At 38.8% G+C, this 23,268-nt stretch carries 20 protein-coding genes; 13 read left to right on the top strand and 7 right to left on the bottom strand.

The annotated features are described in order from the left end of the window. Window positions 1–226: 226 nt before the first annotated feature. The 3 genes from EGT34_RS10345 (at window position 227) to ssb (ending at window position 3,453) form a co-directional block, all read left to right on the top strand. The gene (locus EGT34_RS10345; protein ID WP_000680213.1) at window positions 227–1,309 is read left to right on the top strand and encodes a DUF475 domain-containing protein; all 1,083 of its coding nucleotides are present in this window, start codon (window positions 227–229) and stop codon (window positions 1,307–1,309) included. A 146-nt stretch (window positions 1,310–1,455) separates the two neighbouring features. Next, window positions 1,456–2,820: an MFS transporter gene (locus tag EGT34_RS10340; protein WP_000980460.1), complete on the top strand. Its 1,365-nt coding sequence runs from the start codon at window positions 1,456–1,458 to the stop codon at window positions 2,818–2,820. Window positions 2,821–2,871: 51 nt separating this feature from the next. Beyond that, window positions 2,872–3,453 (top strand): single-stranded DNA-binding protein, encoded by a 582-nt coding sequence (gene ssb, locus EGT34_RS10335; RefSeq protein WP_001215080.1) that lies wholly within the window; start codon window positions 2,872–2,874, stop codon window positions 3,451–3,453. A gap of 40 nt (window positions 3,454–3,493) precedes the next feature. On the opposite strand, the gene EGT34_RS10330 is transcribed toward ssb, so the two are convergent. Together EGT34_RS10330 and EGT34_RS10325 are read right to left on the bottom strand one after the other, a co-directional pair. After that, window positions 3,494–3,817 carry an AzlD domain-containing protein gene (locus EGT34_RS10330; protein WP_000082714.1) on the bottom strand — a complete coding sequence of 108 codons (324 nt, stop codon included), beginning with the start codon at window positions 3,815–3,817 and terminating at the stop codon, window positions 3,494–3,496. Continuing rightward, window positions 3,814–4,509: an AzlC family ABC transporter permease gene (locus EGT34_RS10325; protein ID WP_016685054.1), complete on the bottom strand. Its 696-nt coding sequence runs from the start codon at window positions 4,507–4,509 to the stop codon at window positions 3,814–3,816. The genes EGT34_RS10330 and EGT34_RS10325 overlap by 4 nt, the downstream gene beginning before the upstream one ends. 68 nt (window positions 4,510–4,577) lie before the next feature. Here EGT34_RS10325 and EGT34_RS10320 point away from each other — a divergent pair, with 68 nt between their 5' ends. Together EGT34_RS10320 and EGT34_RS10315 are read left to right on the top strand one after the other, a co-directional pair. Continuing rightward, window positions 4,578–5,126 (top strand): helix-turn-helix domain-containing protein, encoded by a 549-nt coding sequence (locus tag EGT34_RS10320; protein WP_000081860.1) that lies wholly within the window; start codon window positions 4,578–4,580, stop codon window positions 5,124–5,126. Between the two features lie 305 nt (window positions 5,127–5,431). After that, on the top strand, window positions 5,432–6,874 hold the full coding sequence (locus EGT34_RS10315; protein ID WP_000718864.1) for an amino acid permease: 1,443 nt from the start codon (window positions 5,432–5,434) through the stop codon (window positions 6,872–6,874). Window positions 6,875–6,932: 58 nt separating this feature from the next. Here EGT34_RS10315 and EGT34_RS10310 read toward each other — a convergent pair whose 3' ends face one another. Beyond that, entirely contained in the window at window positions 6,933–8,432 is a 1,500-nt protein-coding gene (locus EGT34_RS10310) for a PLP-dependent aminotransferase family protein (RefSeq protein WP_024437653.1), read from the bottom strand. A 156-nt stretch (window positions 8,433–8,588) separates the two neighbouring features. Between EGT34_RS10310 and gabT the strand changes: the two genes are divergently transcribed. Beyond that, window positions 8,589–9,881, top strand: coding sequence for a 4-aminobutyrate--2-oxoglutarate transaminase (gene gabT, locus EGT34_RS10305; protein WP_000380899.1), 1,293 nt, complete (start codon window positions 8,589–8,591; stop codon window positions 9,879–9,881). Further along, window positions 9,878–11,326: an NAD-dependent succinate-semialdehyde dehydrogenase gene (locus tag EGT34_RS10300; RefSeq protein WP_000615680.1), complete on the top strand. Its 1,449-nt coding sequence runs from the start codon at window positions 9,878–9,880 to the stop codon at window positions 11,324–11,326. The genes gabT and EGT34_RS10300 overlap by 4 nt, the downstream gene beginning before the upstream one ends. 104 nt (window positions 11,327–11,430) lie before the next feature. Here the strand turns inward: EGT34_RS10300 and EGT34_RS10295 are convergent, their stop codons facing one another. Continuing rightward, window positions 11,431–12,360, bottom strand: a complete 930-nt coding sequence (locus tag EGT34_RS10295; RefSeq protein ID WP_000625761.1) for a LysR substrate-binding domain-containing protein — start codon at window positions 12,358–12,360, stop codon at window positions 11,431–11,433. A gap of 65 nt (window positions 12,361–12,425) precedes the next feature. Continuing rightward, window positions 12,426–13,052: an isochorismate family cysteine hydrolase YcaC gene (gene ycaC / locus EGT34_RS10290; RefSeq protein WP_000046156.1), complete on the bottom strand. Its 627-nt coding sequence runs from the start codon at window positions 13,050–13,052 to the stop codon at window positions 12,426–12,428. 277 nt (window positions 13,053–13,329) lie between these two features. On the opposite strand from ycaC, the gene EGT34_RS10285 reads away from it, so the two are divergent. The 4 genes from EGT34_RS10285 (at window position 13,330) to EGT34_RS10270 (ending at window position 17,203) form a co-directional block, all read left to right on the top strand. Then, window positions 13,330–14,202 carry a pirin family protein gene (locus EGT34_RS10285; protein ID WP_000713965.1) on the top strand — a complete coding sequence of 291 codons (873 nt, stop codon included), beginning with the start codon at window positions 13,330–13,332 and terminating at the stop codon, window positions 14,200–14,202. 439 nt (window positions 14,203–14,641) lie between these two features. Continuing rightward, window positions 14,642–15,940: an NAD(P)/FAD-dependent oxidoreductase gene (locus EGT34_RS10280; protein WP_000350212.1), complete on the top strand. Its 1,299-nt coding sequence runs from the start codon at window positions 14,642–14,644 to the stop codon at window positions 15,938–15,940. 4 nt (window positions 15,941–15,944) lie between these two features. Continuing rightward, window positions 15,945–16,772, top strand: coding sequence for an SAM-dependent methyltransferase (locus tag EGT34_RS10275; RefSeq protein ID WP_000645055.1), 828 nt, complete (start codon window positions 15,945–15,947; stop codon window positions 16,770–16,772). A gap of 8 nt (window positions 16,773–16,780) precedes the next feature. Then, a complete protein-coding gene (locus tag EGT34_RS10270; protein ID WP_000114353.1) occupies window positions 16,781–17,203 on the top strand; it encodes a GFA family protein in 423 nt (140 codons plus the stop codon). Window positions 17,204–18,232: 1,029 nt separating this feature from the next. On the opposite strand, the gene EGT34_RS10265 is transcribed toward EGT34_RS10270, so the two are convergent. Beyond that, on the bottom strand, window positions 18,233–19,237 hold the full coding sequence (locus tag EGT34_RS10265) for an AraC family transcriptional regulator (protein ID WP_000480931.1): 1,005 nt from the start codon (window positions 19,235–19,237) through the stop codon (window positions 18,233–18,235). A gap of 697 nt (window positions 19,238–19,934) precedes the next feature. Beyond that, the gene (locus EGT34_RS10260; protein ID WP_024437654.1) at window positions 19,935–21,380 is read right to left on the bottom strand and encodes a PucR family transcriptional regulator; all 1,446 of its coding nucleotides are present in this window, start codon (window positions 21,378–21,380) and stop codon (window positions 19,935–19,937) included. A gap of 131 nt (window positions 21,381–21,511) precedes the next feature. Between EGT34_RS10260 and EGT34_RS10255 the strand changes: the two genes are divergently transcribed. Together EGT34_RS10255 and EGT34_RS10250 are read left to right on the top strand one after the other, a co-directional pair. Continuing rightward, window positions 21,512–22,900: an NAD(P)/FAD-dependent oxidoreductase gene (locus tag EGT34_RS10255; RefSeq protein WP_001001079.1), complete on the top strand. Its 1,389-nt coding sequence runs from the start codon at window positions 21,512–21,514 to the stop codon at window positions 22,898–22,900. A gap of 17 nt (window positions 22,901–22,917) precedes the next feature. Beyond that, window positions 22,918–23,268, top strand: a complete 351-nt coding sequence (locus EGT34_RS10250; protein WP_000210403.1) for a cupin domain-containing protein — start codon at window positions 22,918–22,920, stop codon at window positions 23,266–23,268.

Raw genomic sequence — 23,268 nt, 5'->3', positions numbered from 1 at the left:
ATTTTAAATCAATTTTAAAATACAAAAATAATAATGATAGATATATCGCAAGAAAATATTTAATACGATTAATAAGTTAATGAAATATTATAAATTTCTTTATTAAACAGTGAGATAAAGTAAAGTGAATAACGGCACAAAACAACATCGTTTTGTGGTTAATTATCGATATAATAGCCGCGGTTTTAAGAAAGATTAAATTTAGTTCTTGGTATAGGTCTGATCCATGAAGCATTTCCGATTTTCGATATTTTTTACGGTGGTGTGTTTAGCACTATCCGCTTACTGGGGTTTTACCCATGGACCTGAAGCGGGCGTGTCAACCATGCTTAAAGCTTTAACCATTACCGCGATTTTAGCTGTGATGGAAGTTTCTTTATCTTTTGACAATGCGGTCGTGAATGCATCGGTTCTACGTAATTGGGACCCGTTCTGGAAAATGATCTTTTTAACGGTAGGTATTTTAATCGCCGTTTTTGGTATGCGTCTGATTTTCCCAGTCGTGATTGTTGCAGTGACTGCTGATATGGGTGTTGTTGAAGTAGCCAAAATGGCACTTAATGATCCAAAAACCTACTCTGAACGTTTAATGGCACATCATGCTGAAATTTCGGCTTTTGGTGGAACATTCCTATTACTGGTTTTCTTAAACTTCTTCTTTGATGACGAAAAAGAAACGCATTGGTTTAGATGGCTTGAATCTAAACTTGCAAGCTTGGCAAGCGTACCAGCAATGTCTGTATTTCTTGCTTTGATTGCCTTAATTGTGATGGCAGGTTATGTCGATGACCATCAACGTTTAGCTGTAACTATGGCCGGTATTTGGGGCATTGTGGTTTATATTGGCGTTGAAGTGTTAAGTCATTTATTGGGCGGCGAACCTGAAATTGATGAAAATGGTAATGCTGTATTACAAGATGGATCAGGTGCCGCTTCTGGTGTTGTAAAAGCCGGTTTAGGTGGTTTCTTATATCTTGAAGTGTTAGACGCATCATTTAGTTTTGATGGTGTAATTGGTGCATTTGCCATTACTAGCGACGTTGTTGTAATTATGCTCGGTCTTGCAATTGGTGCTATTTTCGTCCGTTCAATGACAGTTTATCTTGTAGAAAAAGGTACGTTAGATGCCTATGTGTTCTTGGAACATGGTGCGCATTATGCGATCGGTGCTTTAGCATTCATTATGATTGCAAGTGGTACAGGCGTGCATGTACCGGAAGTTGTTACAGGTTTAATTGGTGTAGCGTTCATTGTTTGGGCGGTTATCGCTTCAATTCAATATTCGAAGCGTGAGCAACAGTCGCCTTAAGCTAATTTTCAGCAAACTTCGATAAACTAAAGAGGCTAAACGCCTCTTTATTTTTTTAAGCCCAAATCGTTATTTTAAATAAGGTGTCCCGTATTTTTAGAAACGAATCGGCTTATAATTTACTTAGTTTGATAACGTGTATTGATATGATGAATGCTTTGGAACGTCGCTCAACTTTTGCCTTAAGTAGTATTTTTGCGCTACGCATGTTGGGCTTGTTCATGATTATTCCTGTCTTTTCTGTAGTTGGGCAGTCATATCAATATGCGACTCCAGCACTCATTGGTTTGGCTGTAGGTATTTATGGTTTAAGTCAGGCCATTTTACAAATTCCATTTAGCTTACTTGCTGACCGTTTTAGCCGTAAACCGCTTGTGGTCTTTGGTCTATTGCTTTTTGCTATTGGTGGTGCAATTGCCGGATTATCTGACACCATTTATGGCGTAATTATTGGCCGTGCTATCGCTGGGGCGGGTGCAGTTTCGGCAGTAGTTATGGCACTTTTAGCCGATGTGACGCGTGAAGAGCAGCGTACTAAAGCCATGGCTGCCATGGGTATGAGTATTGGCTTGTCTTTTGTAGTCGCTTTTAGTCTTGGGCCTTGGCTCACAAGCCTTGTAGGTATTTCTGGTTTGTTCTTTGTAACAACCATCATGGGTTTGATCGCGATTGCGATGTTATTGCTGGTGCCTAAAGTCACTCGCCATCATCGTAACTATCAGCAAGGCTACATGGCACAGCTTAAGCAAGTCATTCAAATGGGTGATTTAAACCGTTTACACGTTTCGGTTTTTGCATTGCATTTATTGCTGACCGCCATGTTTATTTATGTGCCGTCACAGCTTATCGAGTTTGCGCATATTCCTTTGGCGAGCCACGGTTTGGTGTATTTGCCACTTTTGGTTATTAGTCTGTTTTTTGCATTTCCTAGCATTATCATCGCTGAAAAATATCGCAAAATGCGCGGCATTTTCTTAACAGCAATTACAGGCATTATTGCAGGTTTGCTTCTTCTTATATTTGGTTATCAGTCCAAATATGTCTTGCTTGCCGGCTTAGGAATTTTCTTTATTGCCTTTAATGTCATGGAGGCTTTATTACCTTCTTGGCTGTCAAAATCCGCTCCAATCCAGTCGAAAGCCACCGCTATGGGGGTAAATGCCAGTAGCCAGTTCTTAGGTGCTTTTTTTGGTGGCACACTAGGTGGTCAATTATTGATGTTACATAATACTGCGATTGGATGGAGTGTCTTAGCAGGGATTGCTATAATATGGCTGCTAATTAGTTTTGGTTTAGCTCAGCCGCGGTATTTGTCATCTATTGTGCTGCCATTGCCGCAAGTGCAACAGGTGAATGAGTGGACCACACAACTATTGGCAATTCGTGGTATCGAAGAAGTTGTGGTGATGCCTGACCAGCAAGTTGCTTATATTAAAGTCGATAAACAGTCTCTTGATGACGCTTCGCGACGTGATTTAACGCAGTTGTTCGGTAAAGAGGTAGCCATTTAAGCATAACTCTTATAAAGTAAAACATAGAAATGTATAGGATGAAGACAGCTAATGCGTGGTGTAAATAAGGTTATTTTGGTTGGTACTTTGGGTCGTGATCCTGAAACAAAAACTTTTCCAAATGGGGGCTCGTTGACCCAGTTTTCTATCGCAACAAGTGAAGTTTGGACTGATAAAAATACAGGTGAACGTAAAGAACAAACAGAATGGCACCGTATTGTTTTGCATAACCGTTTAGGGGAAATTGCTCAGCAGTTTTTACGTAAAGGTTCTAAGGTTTATATCGAAGGTTCATTACGTACACGTCAGTGGACAGACCAAAATGGTCAAGAACGTTACACTACAGAAATCCGTGGCGACCAGATGCAAATGTTAGATGCTCGTCAACAAGGTGAACAAGGTTTTGCTGGCGGTAATGATTTTAACCAACCACGTTTTAACGCGCCTCAACAAGGTGGCGGCTATCAAAATAACAACCAAGGTGGTGGCTACGGCCAAAACAATGGTGGTTATGGTGGCCAAGGTGGTTTCGGTAATGGTGGCAATAGCCCACAAGGTGGTGGTTTCGCTCCTAAAGCGCCACAACAACCAGCATCTGCACCAGCTGATTTAGACGACGATTTACCGTTCTAATCAAAGTTTCGAAAAGGGCGAGTTTATCTCGCCTTTTTTATTATTCAATTCCAAGTAAACGTACCAGTGCTGTGCCAGCCGCTGCCAGACAAATCACCAATAAAAGCGGTGCTTTTTTCCAAACTAAGAAAAGTGCCAAACCCACCCCAAATATACGTGCGAAACCTGCGAAATGTTGGCCTTCAAAAAATGTAGTGGTCACAGCAATGGCACAGAGCAAAACGGTGGCGCCGTTTGAGAGTAAAACTTGGTATTTTTCAGAAAATGAAAACTTGGCACCTAAGTGGAAACCAGCAAAACGGATACTGTACGTACCCAGTGCGAGTAGAGCTATTCCTACAATAATCAGTAACTGTTGACTCATTTTCTTCTACTCCATATCAAGCCAAAAAGTGAAATCAGGATTGGAAGTCCTGAGGCCAAAAAGGGCGTGGTGATCAACGCTAAAGTTGATCCGGCAAATGCAGCTTTTCGAGTCACCTTATTCTTTAAAGCAGAAAAAGTAAGAGCAATTAAAATCGCTGGGAAAATCGCATCTAAGCCAAATGTTTTAGGGTCTGGAATAGCACTCCCAATAAAATAACCTGCAGTGACACCTAGTGGCCAACTGAGCATGATGCCTATACCGCATAGCCAGTAAGCAGCCTTTTTGGTTTCGAAATCAGGCTGTGCCATACCAAACAAAACGCTTTCATCGTTCATGATATGAGACCCAAAATATTGAGAGAATTTGCCTCGAATCAGTTCGTTGACCGCTATGCCAAAAGGCAGATGTCTTAAATTGACGAGTAGTCCTGCAATTGCAGCCGCAATCGGGCTACCACCTACCGCCAAGAATCCAATAAAAATAAATTCGGCAGTTCCCGCGAGCACAAATATGGACAGACAAAGTGGGATCCAGAGTGCTAAGCCATAACTTGCGGCGAGTGAACCTAAGGACATACCAACAACACTCGTTGCTAGACACACAAAGAAAATCGAGCGAGTAGTATCTTTACTAAGTTTTCTAATAAGAGCGTATGTAGTCATGGCATGATATAACGAACGATTTTCCATTATAATGAATAAGTCTGATTGTTTTGTCAAAACGAACGATCGTTTTTTTTATAGAACGGATAGAATGAATGTCTCAGCCAATCGAAATTATTGCCAAAGGTTTAACGCGTGAACGCCAAAGAGCAGGGCTTTCATTGGCAGAGGTTGCGCGCCGTGCAGGTGTTGCCAAATCTACACTTTCTCAATTAGAGGCAGGGCAAGGTAACCCAAGTATTGAAACCTTGTGGGCACTTTGTGTTGCACTCAATATTCCATTTGCACGTTTGATGGAAGAACCGAGCAATCAAGTGCAAGTCATTCGCTGTGGTGATGGGCCAACGGTGAGTTCGGAGATTGCCAATTACAAAGCAATTTTGTTGGCGACCTGTCCACCCTATGCGCGCCGAGATGTGTATTTATTGATTGTTGAACCGGGCGAAGATCGACTTTCAGAACCACATCCAGTTGGTTCTGTAGAACATATTATTGTGGTTGAAGGGCGAGCTTTAGTGGGTTTAATTGATGAAGCGGTTGAGCTGGGTGTTGGAGACTATATTTGTTATCCAGCCGATCAAAAACATATATTTAGAGCCTTGGAAACAGGCACAAAGGCGTTATTAATTTCTGAGCAAAACTAAAGAAATTCAATCTGATTAAAATAAAAACAAAAAGCCATTTACCAGCATCTTCTATAAAAAGGGCCAATTTTGCGTATAAATTTTGCAATTGGCTCTCTCTTTTATTACAAAAATGGCTCTCGTTTCTTGAGTGCCGAAACGACAAATTAAAGCCATTGGAAGTATGCATACGGAAGCGCCGGATAAGCTCAGTGAATTTTCTGTTTTAGGAATTGGGCAGAACGGCTAAATTTTTAGGGGATATTTTTTGGCTTCGGAGGATTTCCGAGACTAGCCGATATCCTCCATATATTAAGGAAAATGATATGGCAGCTCATCAAAATGGTTCTGAAGCCAATCACTCCCAAAGTTTAAAACATGGACTTAAATCACGCCACTTAACTATGATCTCGATTGCAGGGGTTATTGGTGGCTCTCTCTTTGTTGGCTCAGGCAGTATTATCTACAACACCGGCCCTGTAGTTTTTCTAACTTATGCTTTAGGTGGCCTTCTAGTTTGGTTCATTATGCGTATGTTAGGCGAGATGGCCGTTTTAAATCCAGACAGTGGCTCTTTTTCAACTTATGCGGACCGTGCGATTGGTCGTTGGGCAGGGTTTTCAATTGGTTGGTTGTACTGGTGTACGCTGGCGATGCTCATGGGCTGGGAAGCTTATGTAGCAGGAAAGATTTTAAACAACTGGTTCCCGTTTATACCGATCTGGGTTTATATGACCGTTGTCATTGTCGCACTGGTTGTTGTCAATTTACAAAACGTCAAGAACTATGGTGAATTCGAGTTCTGGTTTGCGCTCATCAAAGTCATCGCGATTGTTGTTTTCCTTGTGATTGGTAGTTTAGCCATCATGCATTTGTGGCCTTGGGGCAATCCGGCTGCATCTGGTATAAGTAACTTAACCTCTCAAGGCTTTATGCCAAATGGCGGTTCGTCAGTGATTACCGCCTTGCTTGGGGTGATGTTCGCCTATATTGGCGCTGAAATTGTTACCGTAGCAGCAGCAGAGTCTGCAAATCCATCTAAAGAAATTCGTAAGGCATCGAACTCGGTGGTTTGGCGTATTATTTTATTCTACGTTGGTTCAATGTTCGTTGCTGTATGTCTTATTCCTCACAACAATGAACTTTTAAAAGATTCGACTTGGGGTACTTATAGTGTAACTCTGTCTGCACTTGGTATTCCGGGCGCGCGCCATATCGTAAATTTTGTAGTTCTAACATCGGTATGTAGTTGCTTTAACTCAGCACTTTACACGTGTTCACGGATGCTATTCTCGTTGTCTAAACGTGGTGATGCACCAAAAAGTTTTGGTTCTGTAAACAGTAAAAGCAGTCCTTGGGTGGGTGTGATTGTGTCATGCTTCTTCTCTGTAATTGCGGTAATTTTAACTGCAACAGAGAGTATGAATGTTTATGACTTCTTCATGTTAACAACAGGTGCAGCAACACTATATGTGTACCTGACCATTGCTTATTCTCAGCTTCGTATGCGTAAAAAATTAGAAGCTGAAGGCGTGAAGATTGACTTTAAAATGTGGATGTTCCCTTACCTGACCTATGTGGTGATCTTTGCAATTATTGGTGCAATTCTTACCATGTTGATTGAAGGTACTTATTTTAAAGAAGTGATTTACACCACAGCATTGTTCGGCATTATTGTGTTCTTCGGGTTATTGTCTGAAAAGCTAGGTTGGGGTAAAGACCGTCGCGCAACCCATTTAACTCATAGCCATGAAGAAAAGTTAGTTTAAATTTTTAAACCAAAAGAGCCTCACAATGAGGCTCTTTTTTATTTTACTCAGATAAAAATCAATTCAGTGTGGATACACCTGCTTCACGTAAGCATTGAAGCAAGACGCCAAAAGCCATCACCATATCTTTTTCATTTACACAGGCAAAGCCCATCAGCAGTCCGCGCTCTGCATGTGCATGCGACTGCATGTAGTACTGAGACAGTGGACGAACCTTGACGCCACGTTCAAGCGCTGTGGCTGCAATGGCGACATCATCGCAAGAGTTCGGTAGTTTTAAAACCAGATGTAACCCTGCCGCTTCGTCATATTCATGAATAAATTCGGGGCCAAGATAGCGTTGAATTAAGCTCACCAAGTAATCACGGCGTTTACCATAGAGCAGACGCATACGGCGAATATGCGCTTCATAATGGCCTTCACGAATAAATTCAGCGAGGGCTTTTTGCTCAAGCAAGTGCCCACCACGATAAAGTTCGGCCGCAACAATACGTAGCGGTGAAAATAACGGCTTAGGGACGACCAAATAGCCAATTCTTAAAGATGGATAAATAGTTTTACTAAACGTGCCCATATATAAAACAGGTGCGTTATTTTCTAAGCCTTGCAAAGATGGATAAGGCTGGCCCGAGAAACGGAACTCACTGTCATAGTCATCTTCTACAATCCAGCTATTGTGCTGACGTGCAATCTGAATCAATTGTCTGCGACGATCAAGGCTTAAATGTGAGCCAAGCGGATATTGATGTGATGGTGTGACAAAAATGAGTTTAGGCGGTACTGCTGGATTTTCTTCGGGAATAATGCCTTCAGCATCGACAGGCATCGGCTGAATATCGAGGCCATTAATCCGTAACGTATTACGCATTCCCCAATAAGCGGGATCTTCAATCCAGACTTTATCTCCCATATCACTCAGTGCACGTGAGACTAAATCAATGGCTTGATGAATGCCTTCGGTAATAATAATCTGGTCCGCATCGCACTGGACTGAACGCGCAACACGTAAGTAATCTGCCAACGCACTTCGAAGCTCTATGCATCCACCTGCATTGCTATAAATTAGACGGTTAATGTCCGGTTCGCGGCTTAAGCGTGCTTGAATACGACTAAAAATATGATGTGGAAACTCGGTAACATCGGGTGCTCCCGGAACAAAGGCTCCCCATTGATGTGGCGAGGCTGCGGCATAGCCCAATAAGTTTGAGCCACGCTGTGAGAGGGCGTAAGAACTTTGAATATTTGGGCTAGAAACTACTTTTTTCTTGTTTTGTGTATTTAAAAAACTCTCTGGTAACTTTTCGGCAACCCATGTGCCATGTCCTGTCCGTGCTTCTAAATAGCCTTCGGCCTGTAGTTGTTCGTAGGCACTAAGAACGGTATTTCTCGAAACATGAATTTCACTGGCTAAATCGCGTGATGCAGGTAGACGAGTCTTGGGCTGGATGACTCCATCAATAATGGCACCACGCAGGCAACGGAAAAGGCGTTGATGTAGTTTCCCTTCAGTGTCCTGTTGGAGTCGTTGCAGCAAATGATCTCCAAGTAAACTACGCAATTGGCTCTCTCCTACAGTTAAAAAGTGGCTCTCGTCAGTTGCCATCAGACGAGCGAAATTACATGCATAGGCAGTCGTTGTAAAGCACCCTGAAAATTAAGCACAGGATGCAAAAAAACTAAGCTGCAACTGATGATGAAAATATGAGGGAATCAAATGGATACTCAACATTCTGCACTTAACGCACGTAAACAGCAAGCAACTCCACGTGGTGTAGGCGTGATGTGTCAGTGGTATGCGGAAAAAGCTGAAAATGCCACGATTTGGGACAAGGAAGGCAACCAATTTATCGATTTCGCTGGTGGTATTGCAGTTTTAAATACAGGCCATCGCCACCCTAAAGTCATTGCAGCGGTGACTGAACAACTTACTAAATTTACGCATACTGCGTATCAAGTTACGCCTTATGAAAGCTATGTGGCTTTAGCTGAACGTATTAATGAACGCGCGCCAATTGCTGGTCCTGCGAAGGCAGCTTTTTTCACAACAGGTGCAGAAGCAGTTGAAAATGCAGTGAAGATTGCTCGTTGTTACACAGGTCGTCACGGCATTATCACGTTTGGTAACGGTTTCCACGGCCGTTCATTTATGACCATGGCAATGACAGGTAAAACAGCACCTTATAAACGTGATTTCGGTGTAATGCCAGCGGGTGTGTTCCACGCACGTTACCCAGTACCTGCAAAAGGTATTTCAGTAGATGCGGCAATTGAAAGCGTTGAAGATATTTTCAGTGAAGATATTGCGCCACATGACGTTGCAGCAATTGTACTTGAGCCAGTACAAGGTGAAGGCGGTTTCAATGTGGTGCCAGCCGAGTTCTTAAAACGTTTACGCGCAATTTGTGATAAGCACGGTATTTTACTTGTCGCTGATGAAGTGCAATCTGGTTTTGCTCGTACTGGTAAGTTATTTGCGATGAACCATTATGAAACTAAAGCAGACCTCATCACGATGGCGAAAAGCTTGGGCGGTGGTTTCCCTATTTCAGGTGTTGTGGGTCGTGCAGAAGTCATGGATGCACCAAACCCGGGTGGTCTAGGCGGTACTTATGCAGGTAGCCCGATTGCAGTTGCCGCTGCGCATGCCGTGATTGACGCGATTGAAGAAGAAAACTTATGCGACCGTGCAAATGAATTAGGCGCTGAGTTAGTTGCTACGCTTAAAGATATTCAGCAAGCAACAGGTGACGTAGTAACCGATATTCGTGCATTAGGTTCAATGGTTGCAGTAGAGCTTGAAACAGCTGAACAAGCAAAAGTTGTACAAAACTATGCAATGGAAAACGGGTTGTTACTTCTTACTTGTGGTAAATACGGTAATGTAATTCGTTTCTTATATCCATTAACCATTCCTGCTGAGCAATTCCGTCAAGGTCTTGATATCTTGAAACAAGGTTTTGCGACACTCAAAGCAGGTAGTGCAAAAGCAATGGAGCAATCTGCATGATTCAAAATAATTTGCAGTATTTATTAAAACATCCTGATATTTCATTAGAAGCACCTGCATCAAATGACTATATCGAGGTAAATGATGCTGCTACAGGTGAAACTTTGGCATGGGTAAAAACCTATGACCGTGCAGGGGTTGAAGCCGCAATTAACCGTTCAGCAAAAGCGCAGGCTGCTTGGAAAAAGCAAACTGCCTTGGCGCGTGCTGATGTGCTATTGGCATGGTACAACCTCATGCTTGAGCACAAAGAAAATCTGGCTCAAATCTTAACTGCTGAGCAAGGTAAACCATTGGCAGAAGCACGTGGTGAAATTGGTTATGCAGCATCATTCATTCGCTGGTTTGCCGAGCAAGCGCGTCGTATTGATGGTGAAGTCTTAACACCTACGTTGCCAAACCAACGTTTGCTCGTGATTAAACAAGCGATTGGTGTTACAGCTGCAATTACGCCGTGGAACTTTCCGGCTGCCATGATTACGCGTAAAGCAGGTCCAGCCATTGCTGCGGGTTGTTCAATGTTGGTTAAACCGGCAGAGCAAACGCCGTTAACCGCCTATGCGCTTGAAGTATTGGCGTTACAGGCAGGCTTACCAGCAGATGTTTTAATTAACATTAGTGGTGATGCAGTTGAAGTCGGCAAAACCCTATGCGAAAGCGATATTGTTCGTAAGTTAAGCTTTACTGGTTCAACACAAGTTGGCCGTATCTTGATGCAACAATGTGCGCCAACCATTAAAAAGCTTTCGCTTGAACTGGGTGGTAACGCGCCTGTATTGGTATTTGATGATGCCAACCTTGAACAAGCGGTTCAGGGCATCATGGCAAGTAAATATCGTAACAGCGGTCAAACCTGTGTCTGTGCTAACCGTATTTATGTTCAAGATGGCATTTACGATGCGTTGGCAGAGCGCTTGGTTGAAGCTGTGTCTAAGCTTAAAGTTGGCGATGGCCGTCAAGAAGGTTCAACTCAAGGACCTTTAATTGATGAAGATGCGATTGCAAAAGTTCAGTCTCATATTGCAGATGCAACTGAGAAAGGCGCAACAGTTCGTATTGGTGGTAAACGTTCGGCACTTGGCGGTACATTCTTTGAACCGACTGTGTTAACTGGCGTAACGCAAGACATGAAAGTGTCTAAAGAAGAAACTTTTGGTCCGCTTGCCCCACTATTTCGCTTTAAAACTGAAGATGAAGCAGTGGCAATGGCGAACGATACCGAGTTCGGTTTAGCTGCTTATTTGTTTACTCAAAGCACAGCTCGTCAATGGCGAGTAGGTGAGGCACTTGAGTACGGTATGGTCGGCATTAACACGGGCGCGATTTCAAACGAAGTTGCTCCGTTTGGTGGCGTAAAACAGTCAGGTCTAGGTCGTGAAGGTTCAAAATTCGGCATCGAAGAATATGTCGAAATGAAATACCTCTGCGTAGACTTATCTGAGTAAGGGTTAAAGCGAGTTCGCTTTGTTCTGAACGAAAACATGCAGTTATACTGCATGTGATGTTTCACAAAAAAACCGGTCATGCCCATTCATGACCGGTTTTTTATTTAAGTCGGCAAATATCCTTCATGGCTTTCGGGTAAACGACGAAGCTCATCAATGAGGGTTTCAATGAGTTTTTCGACCACAAGGCGTTGGCCTTTTCTAGACACATAAACCAGTTGTAGCATGCCAATATTCGACTTCCAGTCAGGAAGTATATGGACCAGCGTTCCTTTACGAATTTCCGATTCAACGGTTAAAAAAGGAAGGTCGGCAATACCTAAACCGTCCATCACGGCATAGTAAACGCCAGCCAAGTCATTACTTTTAATTCGTGGTTGATAAGGCACATCAACCGATTCACCATTACGTATATTGCATAAATGCCAAATATAATTTTGCTTTTGTGTGCCTAAGCTAATACTTGGAAAGTCCTGTAATTCGGAATAATGCTTAATGGTGCGACCTTGCAGTAATTCAGGCGAAGCCACCAGACAATGATCGGTTTTAATCACGTCACGAACAATCAAATTTGAATCTTCATTCGGTTCAAAATTGGTTCGAATCGCAAGGTCGATGTCATCATGCAAGATATCTACTCGACGGCTCGTTAGCTCAAGAGATATTTCAACTTTAGGGTAGGTTTTTAAAAACTGATTTAAAATTTTTCTAATTTGAAAATGCATCATTAAAGGCGGGCAGCTTACTTTTACCAAACCTTGAGGCTCACTTTTTTGCTTTAATAACACGTTCTCTGCACATTCAACTTGAGCAATGACTTTGCAGCATTCCTCGTAAAACTCTTGACCTAAATCGGTCACTTTAAAATGGCGGGTTGTTCTTTGAATCAGGCTGACATTAAATTTATTTTCAAGGTCAATAATGCGTCGGCTGAGCTTGGATTTACTAATATTTTCGGCCTCACTGGCCGCACTAAAGCCGCCGTGTTTTACGACCAAATAGAAATAATAAAAATCATCAAAAGAGCTTATCAATGTCCGTTCAACCCATTAAAATGTAAGATTAGAATGCTTAAGCATTCTAATCTTGGCAGTAGAACTTATTTTTGGCTAGTGTTGTGATTGTAACTTGAAATCAGGTTACGGTAGTCAGGGATATGATTTGAGAACAATGTGCCCAAACCTTCAATATCATTACGCCAGTCACGGTGTAATTCACACGCCATACCGAACCAAGTCATCAGCTGAGCACCTGCTTTAGACATACGGTCCCAAGCTGCATCACGTGTTAATTCGTTGAAAGTACCAGAAGCATCAGTAATTACGAATACTTCAAAGCCTTCTGCCAAAGCAGATAGTGCAGGGAATGCCACACAAACTTCAGTTACAACACCTGCAATAATCAGTTGTTTTTTACCGGTTGCTTTAACCGCTTTTACGAAATCTTCATTGTCCCACGCATTGATTTGGCCTGGACGTGGAATAAAAGGCGCATCTGGGTGAATTTCTTTTAACTCAGGAACTAAAGGACCGTTTGGACCAGTTTCAAAACTGGTTGTTAAAATTGTTGGAAGATTGAAGTATTTTGCTGCATTTGCAACAGCAAGTACGTTGTTTTTAAATTTATCCGGATCGATATCTCGAACTAAAGAAAGTAAACCTGCTTGATGGTCAACTAAAAGAACCGCAGCATTATCCTTGTCTAAGCGTACATAATCTTGAGCCATTTTTTATGTCCTCATGTTATCAAATTGAATAATCAAAAATTATTGGGTAGGTCATCAGTGCCTAAAATCATGCTAGATGAGTTTGTTGTCGTAATTAAGTCTAAAAAATAGGATTAAGAATTTTAAAAATAGGACGATCTCTTAAACAAAACATCAAAATTTATGATTGTCCCATAAATGCAATAATGTGTTGCTAATCCTGATCTATAAACTGCAATTATTGAGGCGTAAAATCAATCTCAGTTCAAGAAAATCCTACATATATAGGAGAGATCAGATGAAGAAATTTCTTGGTGCATATCAAAATAACCACATGCATTGGGTTGGTGATGGTTTCCCTGTATATAACCTGTTCTCTTATGACCGTTTAGGCCAAACCCTAAGCCCATTTTTGTTACTGGATTATGCAGCGCCATATAACTTCTCACCAACCACTGAACAACAAGGTGTAGGTTCACATCCTCACCGTGGCTTCGAAACAGTTACTATTGCCTATCAAGGTGAAGTGACTCATAAAGACTCAAGTGGTGGTGGCGGAACCATTAAAACCGGTGACGTGCAATGGATGACTGCGGGTGCAGGGGTGTTACATGAAGAGTTCCATTCTCCTGAATTTGCAGAGCATGGCGGTCTTTTTGAAATGGTGCAATTGTGGGTAAATTTACCTTCGCATTCAAAAATGACCCCTGGAAAATATCAAGCCATTGAAGCTAAAGATATTCCGGACATTGCACTAGACGAGCACGGTAGTCATTTGCGTGTGATCGCAGGTGAATATGCAGATGCAAAAGGTGCAGCAACTACATTTAGTCCATTAAATGTATGGGACGGTAAATTGGTAAAAGGCCAAAAACATACCCTGTATGTACCTGAAGGGCATACTACCCTTGTTGTTGTGCTAGAGGGCGCGGTTGTGGTCAATGATACAAACCGTCTTGAAGGCAAAACCGTTGCGATTTTATCTCGTGAGGGCGTTGAGTTTAGCTTAAATGCTGAAGAAGACACTAAATTCTTGGTGTTGACTGGCCAACCACTAAATGAGCCAATCGAAGGTTATGGTCCATTTGTCATGAATACCAAAGCCGAGATTATGGAAGCGATTAACGATTTTAATCGTGGAAAATTCGGTTCAATCATGCAAGAAGGATAAATTGCTAAGCTGTACTTAATGATCTTTAAAAGCAAAGTAATAAAAAGCCCGCTATCAAGTGTGAATAGCGGGCTTTTTCGCTGTAAAGTTTCTGTTTTTATGATGGATATCATTATTGTGTCGGCATTGTTTTGTGTGATTTAGTTCTCATTATTATACCACCATGATACCGCAAAAAATGATACTTGTAAAACGAATGATATAAATACAGTTAAATTATCTTATTTTATTTAAAAGAATTTTTTTAAATTTTTAAAAAATATAGATTTTTATACAGTCATCCTCTTTTGTAAAATTTTATGAAAAACTTTTGGGCTTACCTTTTAAAATTTTTCTATATAAATTGATGCAAAAAATAAAAATCTGGTAGTTTTTAATACGGTGTTTTTTTAGGGTATGAGTGATAATCAAAAAAATTCTCGAAAAATGGGACATCATTTTGGATATCGCAATTATTGGCAGTGGAATGGCAGGACTTGCAGCAGCAAGAATTCTGAAAGATGCAGGACATACAATCACGATATTTGAAGCACTTCCTGGCCGGGGAATGGACAGTCATAGCATTGAGTTCGATGGTGGGATTATTGATGCACCATTGCGTGTTATGAACCCGCATCTATGGAAAAATACACTCAGCCTTGCTGCACATTTAGGCATTAAAACCTTTCCGGTTCGTACCTATATGTCTTGTAGCTGGTTATTTGAAGATCGTACTGAAACATGGTTAACCACATCTCGTAGCCGTATTGGTAATTTCCCAATTATCAATAACCGTAAAGGTATCCAGCAATATGGCTGGCGTCTGGTAAAAGGGATGCTGCAATTAAAAACTGCGATTCACCAGTTCTTTAAATCTAAAAATCAAGATATTACTCTCGCTGAATTTATTAATCAGAACGATATTGAAGAAGTATTCTGGCATGGTGTAGTTATGCCGGTGCTTTATACGATTTGTACATGTAACCCAAAAACAATTGGTGATTGGCCTGCGAAAAACCTTCTTGAGTTTTTGCGTCATTTAACTGATGGTGACATGTTGTTGCGTATGAAAGGCGGTACACCTGCATTTGTAGACAGCTTAATTAAAGGCATTGATATCCATAGCGGTTCGGCAATTAAAAAAGTTGAGCTACAAGGTGAAAAAGTACTGGTCGAAAATGAAAAAGGTGACCAAGGTACATTTGACCGCGTTATTGTGGCGACGCCAACATCTAAACTTGAAGAGTTCTTAAACCCTGAACAGTTTGCAGAAGATATGAATCTGCTTAAACAGTTCCGCTTTGAACAAGGCGACTTGGTTATTCATACAGATGCAACAGTAATGCCACCACGCCGTAAAGACTGGTCAGTGCTGAGCTATATGATGGACCGTAAGTTTACTCGTCAGCAGTTTACAGTTTGGATGAATGCCGTTGAGCCATCACTAGTAGGTAAAAATCCTGTATTCCAAACTTGGCGTCCAGTAGTGGATATCGACCCTAAAAAAGTCATTTCAAAAGTGACCTTAACGCGTGCAGTTGTAGACTCGCAAACTATTGCTTTAAACAAAGAGCTACAACAACGTCACTTAGAACCAAACCGTAAAGTATTCTACTGTGGTTCATGGTCATGTGATGGTTTGCCAATTTTAGAGTCAGCAGTGACTTCTGCGATGCATATTGCTGAAATTTTGGGTGCACCTTTACCATTTGTGGGATTAAAGCCTAAGGTCGAAGTTGCCCCTGAACTCGGTTACTAAAATTGTGAAAGCAAAAGTTCGAGCAGCTCTTTCTCGATTTATCCCTCATAAATATGCAATTGATGCATCAAGTTTGGGAGATAGTGAAGAGCTTGCTTGGACAAACTTGGGTTTTTGGAAAAATACCCAAACCTACCGTGAAGCTTGTCGCCAATTGGCTGATCATCTGGCACAAGCTGTCAATTTAAATTCAAAAGATCATCTCTTAGATTTAGGTTGTGGACAGGGTGCAAGTTTATTGCACTGGTTACAGCACTATCACCCCAAAAGCCTTAGTGCTGTTGAACTACAAGCCTCATGTGTTAATAAAATTCAAAAATTTATTCCTGAAATAAGTCAGATTTTCTGTGGTTCATTTTTAAATTTAAAACAATTTGAATTTAAACAACGCTTCGATGCCATTTTATGTATCGATGCGGCTTATCACAGTCATTTAAATTCATTTCTAGATTCGGTTACGCCAGTTTTAAATTCAAAAGGACGATTAGGTTTTCATTACTTGATGCGTGCCGACTCATGTCACAACATGACCATACTACAAGAACAAAAGCATCGTTATTTACTTAAAGCAGCCGATGTCACTTGGGATGCCTTACTCACGGAAGAGATACTGAGAACTACCTTGGAACAACAAGGTTTTACAGATATTAAAATCGAAGATTTATCAGAACAGGTATTATTAGGTTTTTCACAGTATATTCAAAATCAACAAGCACAAAGCCATAACCGAGGGTTGGCAAATTTTAAAATCCAAATGACTGCAAAGTTATGCCAACAACTCTATCAAAATGGGTATGTACGTTATATTCAAATAACAGCAATAAAAAAATAGGGTGAGCCATGTCAGTTAAATATCAAGGATCATGTTTATGTGGAGCTGTGAGCTATCAAAGTGATGCAGAGCCACGTTATAGTTTTAATTGCCATTGTCGAGATTGCCAAAAGGCAACAGGTTCGGCCTATGCGCCAATCGCTTTTTTTCATCAATCTGAATTGAAAATAAGTGGCGAACTTAAATATTTTGAGACATTAGGTTCTTCTGGTCGTCCCATTAAAAGAGCTTTTTGCCCGACTTGTGGTTCTCAACTTTTTGGCTTACCTGAACTTGTTCCTGAAATGATTTCAATACGCGCAGGCACTTTGGATGACCCAAGTCTCTATCATCCTAAAGCGGAGGTTTTTGTGAGCCAGACTTATGCTTGGGACATGTTGAACCCAAACCTTAAACACTTTGAAAAAATGATAGAGAAGAGCAAGAAATAAGGCTTAATTAAAGAAGCCAAATATTGCCAAAGCACAGATTAAAGTAAGACTGCCAAGAGCTAAAAATAATATGGTTTTTCTAAATTTTAGCTGAGGCATTTTACTTACAAGGATAATAAGGCATGCAAGTATGATCACTAAAGGTTGAAAAAGATTTGATGGTAGATTAGACATGTCGTTCCTTGTTGTTTTTAAATTTATTTTAGAAATAAAGTAATAAACTCATTATATCTTTTTCTTATTTAATTGAAGAACAGAACTTCTTTATAAATTCATATTTTTTATTTCAATGATGGGTAAATCAAGTTTTAAATTTAAAAGAACCATGTACGCTTTTTCCTACATCCATTCAGGAAATTGACGTCTTTCTATGACCTCACGAATTGCCTATGATGAACTCATCAGGAACAGGAAGTTCCAAAACGTAAAACAACAATAATAAGTTTAAGCATCAGGACGTGAGGTATTACAGGATGTATGCCTAGTAACGAAATACGAAAAAAGCCCAACAGGATGTTGGGCTTTTTTCATTTCTTATTAATAAAGTTTATATACCATTCAGTAAAAATTTTTTATAGAGACTTTCTGCTTAACTTTAATGTCTAAGAGTTAAAAGAAACTTCATATTCAGTTTATATATCTAAAGTTTAATTATTAGTTGTCCTATTTAATTATAATTATGTCCCATTTGGATTGAAGTAAAATTGTAGTATTTAAAAATACCCCAATTTATTTTACTTAAACTAATTGGATTGTATGTATTTCTTTTGTGAGTTTTGTGATGGGTTTTATATCTTTTATCGATTTTTTTCTAGTATTTGTTTTTATAACTTCTATAGTTCTTTCAATTATTTGGGTTTTTAGTAAAAGAAATAATCCCTATATACATTGGTTTGATAAAATTCTTGTATTGTTTTTTATTCCTGTAATAAGTTTATCTTTTTTTTTAATATTAATAATAAGTACTGAGAAAATTGTAAATATTTTTATATAGATAATTATATTTATTTCTAATGAAATTTAAAATAATTATTTTACTTGATCTCGAAATTCTTGCGGTGTCTTATTTGTCCATGTTTTGAAAGCTTTGCTAAAACTACTAAAAGATTTAAAACCTAATAAAAATGCTATCTCTTTATAGCTTAAATTGCTGTTTATAAGTAATTCTATTGCTTTGTGCATTTTATAATTTTTAATTAAATTTCTAAAACTTTCGTTCTCAAGTTTAAGTTTTCTTCTTAATGTTCTTGTATGCATATTTAATTGATTTGCTATAGATATTTCATCTGGAATAGTATTTCCAGATTGAATTAAGATAGAGTAAATTTTATTTTTTAGATTTGTATGGTTGCAATTTTTAGGTTGCATTGTATTTAATAAGTCTTTGATTTTCTTATCTATCTCTGAGTAATCTAAAGGCTCAATTTTTTTGGTTAAGAAATTTCTTGAAATATCAAAAAAAATTTGATTTTCAGTACTATTAAAAATTATTTCACAGTTGAAAAAATCTCGATATAGTTGGGCATTTTGGGGTTCTGGAAAACGTAAATTAATTTTCTTAGGATATTTTATGGTTGGAATAAAATATCTTATAGTTTGCATAATTTGATTAAGATGATATTCAACACAAAAAATATAAGAACTATCAGTAACGGTAGTAAATAAGTTTGGTTTTATTTCAAAATAAATGTTGGAATTTAAATATAAATTTATTTCGGCAAGTGGATAAGCTGCTTGTTGATATTGAAATATAAATTGTAGCGCTTTGAGATGATTTTCTTGGATAAGGGCTCCTAATTCTAAAAGTGAAAATTTAGAAATATGTATGTGATTAATATCTAAAGAAATTTTTTTATTTGGATAATTCGCGCAAAAATTAATAATTTTTTTCATATAAAAAACATTATATTCGCTAAATATTTCATTATTTATGCAAAATGAACCGCAAATTTCTTTACAGCTAGTACTATCTAAAATTTTCTTATTAATCAAGTATTCACAAATAAGTGAAAAATGATTGCTCATCATAAACATATTTTAAACCAAGTATTTCAGGAGGATTTTTGAATAACTATATGTTACATAAAGAATACACTTTGGCTATAATTCTTTATGTCATTTTGGGACAATTAGAGGTTAATTTTGGTCAAAAAAAGATTTTATTGATAATTATATTTTTATTGTCTGTATTTGAATAATAAAATTATTAAAAAAATAGTGATAAATTTTGAAATTATTTTTTAATTTGTGGTTTGTTTATCATTTTGAATTTTTCCATTTGTTTAAATATTACATGAAATTTCAAGTAATTATGTTTTTGATTTTATATATAGATTTAGTTAATTTGTACTTGAGAGTCTTCCCAAGAGCTCTCTTTTAGTTGTTCTGCTTAGCCTAAAGATTTAAGAACACACCTAAGGAAAGGAGGCATATCGTTCCTTAGGTTTTTTTATTTTGCGGCCAAAGAATTAAAAAGAAAGAAAAAGAATATTTTCTAATACTATTTTGTAGTACTTCTATTGCTAACAATAAAGATAAAAAAGAATCTTCTCCTCACACACATATAAAGAAGCAGTTTGCAGTTTATTTGGATTGATAGTGTTTTCTAGTATAGGAGTTATTAACTAAGAAATGACTTCGAATGACCTATTTGGACCATCAGACTATCGAACTGATGGTCTGAAAAGATAGGGGGGATAGTTTGCGAATTTCAATGAAATGATGAAACGTTTTAATAATAATCTTCTAATAATCCTATAGTTTTTGCTGCTTCTAAAGCTATCCAAAACCGTGTAATACCTAAGCTTGTTGTGGGCTTTATGCCAGTTAATTCTTCTATAACTCTTAATCTATAGACTAGTGTCTGCCGATGAATATCTAATTTAGAAGCGGTTACCTTCCAATTGCCATCATATTTTAAAAATACAGCTAGGGTTTTGAGCAATGGTAGGGAATTAGTTTGTTCATATTCTAAAATACGGCCAAAATAATGACCAACAACAGCTCTCGCTTCTGCAACAGTCTTAGGGCCTAAGGCTAATTCTAGATCTAAATGATTGTAGTGAATTAAATCAGTTTGGCTTTCTTTGATTCTTCCTAAAGCTAAACATGACTGGAAAATACTTTCTTTGAAACCAAGCATTGCTGTAATTGGGCTACTTATACCTATTTTTGTTCCTTTTCCAAAATAATTAATAAGAGCATTTAATAAATTACTATCATCAGGAAGTACCGCAAATATTCTATTTTCATCACAAGAAAATAATGGATAAATTTTATAAAATTCAGGTATATGGTGAATGTCTGCGTATTGTCGAGATCCTTTGTTTGAGGGATCAATTGCGATAGTAACTAATTTACCTTGTAAGCCACGTCTTTCTAACATAATTTTTGCAGCACCAAATTCAATTTCCCCATTTAACAAGTCATCAAATAAAGCTTCACCTTCTTCACGAATTCCATCACGGTCTATCATTTCACGTTCTAGCTCAATACTAAGTAAGCCGGCTAAAATACGCGGTAAAAATGTCTCATCAAAAAAACGCGACTCTTTATTAATAATATTTAGAGTAGTTTGGGATCTACCCGGTATTTTTACACTATAGGGAATATTATCTTTTGATACCGGAGAACTAAAATTAAAAATAGGAGTAAGTGTTTCATTATCTAAGATTTGTAAATTTAAAGATAACTTTTGCCCGATAATCTGTAGACGCTCATCTAATTGTGAACTTTCCCATAACGCATCAGTATAGACTTGAAATAGCTTATTTCCTGCGTCAAAACGGTCTCTTTGAGCTTGCAAAACGCTCTCAATTACCAAACGAGCTAATCTCAAAAACTCTAAATCAAAACTAGCTCCTAATATTGGAAATCCTAAATCACTTGCTTCATCTAGCATCTCCTCAGTAATAGAAGGAGCAAAATCTCTAGGGGCAATAACAAGGGCGCTGGCTTGAGCTTCAGCGAGCTGTCGTAACCATTCAATCTGTTCAGCGGGTTCTGTTGGTAAACCACCACCAGTGGTCATTACGAGGGTGCCAGGTGATATCCAATGCCAAGGATCTGGTAAATCTACAGCATGGGCCCATTTAACTATACGTTTACCTCCTGATCTACCAGACTTAAAAGTTAGGCCTAAATTATTATTTTTCACCAATTCATCAATAGTAATCATAAGCATCCTGCTTTTTTCATCATACATTTGTATAAAAGATAGCAGTTTTTATGCTTATCTTACCAATAGAATCGTGCTTAATATGACCTTAACATCCTCAATCAATACTAAAAATGTTTGAGGAATAATAAATGAATGAAGCACTTAAGGATGAGCTCATCAAATTACCAAATATTCCATATTGGTATGAAAAAACTGATGAAAGACCATCGTTAAATAATGAGGTTGATGCTGATGTAGTCATTGTCGGAGCTGGTTACACAGGCCTATGGACTGCATATTACTTACTTAAAACATCACCTTCTCTTAGAGTTGTAATTTTAGAGCGTGAACATGCTGGATTTGGAGCATCAGGCCGTAATGGCGGTTGGGCTTCTGCCATATTTCCAATTTCCCTATCTAAAGTAGCAAAGAATTCATCTCACCAAAGCGCACTATTTTTACAGCAAGTAATGAATGAGACAGTAGATGAAATTGGTCAAATTCTTCAACAGGAAGGTATTGATGCCAATTATTCTAAAGATGGCTTTTTATCAATAGCGCGAACGCAAGCTCAACTACAGCGTGCAAAATCCTCAGTTAAAGCTTCGAAAGATTTTGGTTTACCTGATCAATGGTATTTTCTTGATGCTAAAGCCACAAAATCAAAGATTAATGTAGCTAATGCATTAGGTGCAATTTATACACCGCATTGCGCTGTAATTCATCCAGGCAAGCTTGTTAGAGGTTTGGCTAAAACTGTAGAAAAATTAGGAGCTAAAATTTATGAGAAAAGCGCTGTAACGAAAATAAACTCGGGGCAAGTTACGACTCTAAATGGAAAAGTCAAAGCCCCTATTATTGTAAAGGCTACAGAAAGTTATTCATGTCAATTAGATGGATATAAACGTTCAATTATTCCTTTGTATTCATTAGTGCTAGCCACAGAACCAATTCCTGCGTCTGTAAGAAATGATCTTAAGCTAAACCATAGGTTAGCTTTTAACGATATGAGGCATTTACGTGTATATGCTCAAATGACTGCTGATGGGAGATTGATTTTTGGTGGGCGCGGTGCTCCTTATCATTATGGTTCAACAATTTCCCCCGAGTTTGATCTTGTTGATAACGTTCATGAAAGTATCCGTAGCACTATTAATGACTTTTTCCCAACTTTAAGCAGTTTAAAAATAACTCACCGATGGGGCGGAGCATTGGGGGTCGCCCGTGATTGGTCACCATCTGTAGGTTTTGATCCGAATACAGGCATTGCTTGGGGTGGTCATTATGTAGGTGATGGTGTTGCGATGAGTAACCTTTCAGGACGAATACTCAAAAATTTAATACTAAATATTCAAGAGCCAATTAATAAGTTACCAATCGTAAATCATGCTTCTCCTTTATGGGAACCTGAGCCTTTACGATGGATGGGAATTAACTTTGGTTTATCTGCAACGGCGTTTGCTGATAAAGAAGAAAATATTACTAACCGTCCTTCTACTGTTGCATCTGCACTAGAAGCATTGACGGGCGCTCATTAATTTAAAGGAGTAAATACATGACAACTATGACTATTGTTAAGCGCGATGAAATTGAAAACGGTAATTTACCTGCTGCAGGTTTACGTGCTGGCGCTGATAGTGGAAACCCTCAATTAGGAGTTCAAACTCTTGCACCTAATGCTCAAGGGAATTTAGGGATATGGGAGTGTCAACCAGGAGGATGGCCTGTTATTGACAGAAAAGATACCGAGTTTTGCTACATCATTTCTGGTAAAGCAACTCTAACTGATGACAAGACAGGTGAGGCCATTTCTGTAAGTAAAGGCGATTTGATAATTCTGCCTGTTGGCTGGACAGGTCGTTGGGATGTAACTGAAACAGTTCGAAAAATATTCACAATTTATTAA

Origin of the sequence: Acinetobacter sp. FDAARGOS_558 (assembly GCF_003937785.1) — a bacterium.
Taxonomy (GTDB): domain Bacteria; phylum Pseudomonadota; class Gammaproteobacteria; order Pseudomonadales; family Moraxellaceae; genus Acinetobacter; species Acinetobacter baumannii.
Note: the sequence above shows the minus strand (reverse complement) of the source record. Positions and strands in the feature narration are given on the sequence as shown.